This is a genomic window from Methylomonas sp. BG-2 (assembly GCF_057766305.1).
Genome location: NZ_JBYMAP010000367.1, coordinates 1 through 2,644, shown reverse-complemented (window position 1 = coordinate 2,644; position 2,644 = coordinate 1). Strand labels below are relative to the sequence as shown.

The window sequence follows — 2,644 nt, the reverse complement described above, 5'->3', positions numbered from 1 at the left end:
GCTGCGTCCAGTGCGTAATCCACCCCCCCCCATGCCGAACCAGACCGAACACCCCGTCGATGAACAGGCGATTCTGCTGCGTATCGCCGAAGGCAACGCGCGGGCCTTCGAGACGTTTTATAAACTTTACTATCCGCGCTTATTTCGGTTTATTTTACGCGTCACCCGCAACCCGGAAAATATCGAAGAATTGATTCAGGAAACCCTGTTGTTGATCTGGGAGCAACCGGAACGCTTCAATCAGGAAAGTAAAGTTTCGACTTGGGTGTTCGGTATAGCCTATCGCAAAGCGCTCAAGGCCTTATCCAAGGCCGGTAAACACACTGGGGATCTCGACATTGAGGACTTTCACGAAACGCTGGGCGATCCGTTGGCCAATTTGGCCGAGAATTTCGAGACCGCCGATTGGTTAAACCAGGCGTTGGCCCATCTGCCGCCCGATCAGCGCGCCGTGATAGAGTTGACTTTTTACCATGGCCTGCCCTACCAGGAAATCGCAAGAATACTGGACTGTCCGGAGAATACCGTGAAAACCCGTATGTTCCATGCCCGCAAAAAGCTGCAAGCCTTTGCCTAGGCCAGGGAGATAAAACCGATGAACGCCGAAACCCACACGCAAAACCAACATCAACAAGTTCAGCTACTGCTGCCGTGGTACGCCAATGACAGTCTGCCGGAAGCGGAGTACCGGCTAGTGGATCGTCACATTCGGACCTGTTTGACCTGCCGCCGGGAATTGCAAAGTCTAAAAAAATTGGCTCAAGCAGTCAGCGAATCAAGCGATCTGGATGTCGCCGCGGAAACATCATTTGCTGATCTCTCCGCCAAACTGCGCTCCCGCGACAACTCAGTAGGCTCCGCCGCTACCACCGATCAACCCAAAAAATCGCGGACACCCCACCCCCTGAGCCGTCATAGCCAATATCGTGGTCTCCGGTACGCAATCGCTGCCTCGATATTGCTGGCCTTAGTACCGCTGGGTTGGCGGTTCATGCCGACCGGAACGAATGGCTACCAGACCCTGGCGAGCGCAAAGCCCGCCGGACTCGGGGTGCCGACCTTGCGAGTAGTATTTGCCAATACCGTATCGTCGGCGGAAATCTCCGCCGTGCTCCGGGATATACACGGCGAACAACAAGGCGAAGCCAATAGTGTCGGCGCCTTGACCGTGAGCCTGAATTCCGAGGATGGCGATCCGAATCTGGAGCAAGCCATCGCCCTGCTCCGGAGCCGATCCGACGTGTTGCTGGCGGAGCCCGTGATACAACCATGAGTCCGATTCGTTTAGCGACACTCGCGATACTGCTGTTTCTCGGATGCGGCTGCGCGAATCAAATCGACTTCGCGAACCTCGGTGACCGGCGCGCCGATCAGGAAAGGCGGATTCTAGTAACCTTTATCGACCGCACCATCCAGCGCGATTTGCCCGGCAATTCTCAGGATCGTTATCGGACACGCGGTGATTACGGCAATTCGGCATGGAGCGCACGTATCGCACTAACACTGGCCGAACGCCACCAATTGCGTTTCGTCGCCCAGTGGCCGGTGACAGAACTCGGCGTCAGTTGCGTGGTTTACGAAATTCCGAGCTCACTACCGTTGCAGCAAGTCATCAGCGCATTGCAAAACGACAGCGACGTCGGCTCGGTACAAGCGATGCAAAGCTTCCATGTGTTGGCTGATCAGCCGGCCGAGGACCTGGCTTACAGCGACCCGTATTTGCCGTTACAAACCGCATACAACACCTTGAATATCGGAGAGTGGCATAAGCGCGCCACCGGCCAAGGCATACGCATCGCGTTAATCGACACCGGCGTCGACTTGGAACATCCGGATTTAAAGGGCCAAATCGATTACTCGGAAAATCTGGCGCCGGAACCTGGCGACCACAACTTGGCCGACATGCACGGTACCGCTGTGGCCGGCGTGTTGTCGGCCAGGCCTAACAATGGCATCGGGATCGCCGGCATTGCTCCGGCCGCCGAAGTGCTGGTGCTACGGGCGTGTTGGCCGGAACAGCCCAATGCGCTGGCCGCCCGTTGCAATAGCTTCACGCTGGCGCTGGCCTTGAATCAAGCGATACGAATGAGCAGCCGGATCATCAACCTCAGTTTGAGCGGACCGGAAGACCCCTTGCTGAAAATGCTGATCGAAAAAGCGCTGGCCAAAAATATCGTCGTCATCGCCGCGGTGCCGGGCGACCCGCTGTCCGGCGGCTTTCCAGCCAACATCCCCGGCGTCATCGCGGTGAATCAACTTGATCTTAGCCGCGACACCAATCACAACGAAATCGCGGCACCCGGCCGGGATATTCTGACGACTTTGCCGCACGACTCCTACGACTTCATGACCGGCAGCTCGTTCGCCACCCCGCATATTGCCGGGCTAGCAGCCTTGTTACTGCAACTTCATCCGGATTGGCACGCGGCCGAGATCAAACAGCAATTATTGCATCCGGAAAATTTACTCGGCGTTCTAAAAACCGAAAGCATCCATTGACCTGGAGATTTCGCCGCGGCTCGCTATCAATTGTTACCCGCGTGGACCGCATCCGACCGGCCTAGCCGTCAAATTCAAGGCTACCGCAATCAGGACATATGAAAACCGATGGTCATCGTGTCCGACACAACGTTTCGGTGAATTG

3 protein-coding genes are annotated in these 2,644 nt (G+C 56.4%); all 3 read left to right on the top strand.

Translation table 11 applies throughout. The annotated features are described in order from the left end of the window. Window positions 1-577, top strand: a 577-nt coding sequence (locus AC3B8H_RS20230; RefSeq protein ID WP_488443321.1) for an RNA polymerase sigma factor, incomplete at its 5' end; no start/stop codon positions are given. Window positions 578-595: 18 nt separating this feature from the next. Further along, window positions 596-1,273 carry a zf-HC2 domain-containing protein gene (locus tag AC3B8H_RS20225; protein ID WP_488443320.1) on the top strand — a complete coding sequence of 226 codons (678 nt, stop codon included), beginning with the start codon at window positions 596-598 and terminating at the stop codon, window positions 1,271-1,273. Further along, window positions 1,270-2,499: a S8 family peptidase gene (locus tag AC3B8H_RS20220; protein ID WP_488443319.1), complete on the top strand. Its 1,230-nt coding sequence runs from the start codon at window positions 1,270-1,272 to the stop codon at window positions 2,497-2,499. The genes AC3B8H_RS20225 and AC3B8H_RS20220 overlap by 4 nt, the downstream gene beginning before the upstream one ends. Window positions 2,500-2,644: the final 145 nt, after the last annotated feature.

Excerpts from the sequence above, each read along its gene's own strand:
- AC3B8H_RS20225 (WP_488443320.1), top strand. The coding sequence starts at position 596 with ATGAACGCCGAAACCCACACGCAAAACCAACATCAACAAGTTCAGCTA.
- AC3B8H_RS20220 (WP_488443319.1), top strand. The coding sequence starts at position 1,270 with ATGAGTCCGATTCGTTTAGCGACACTCGCGATACTGCTGTTTCTCGGA.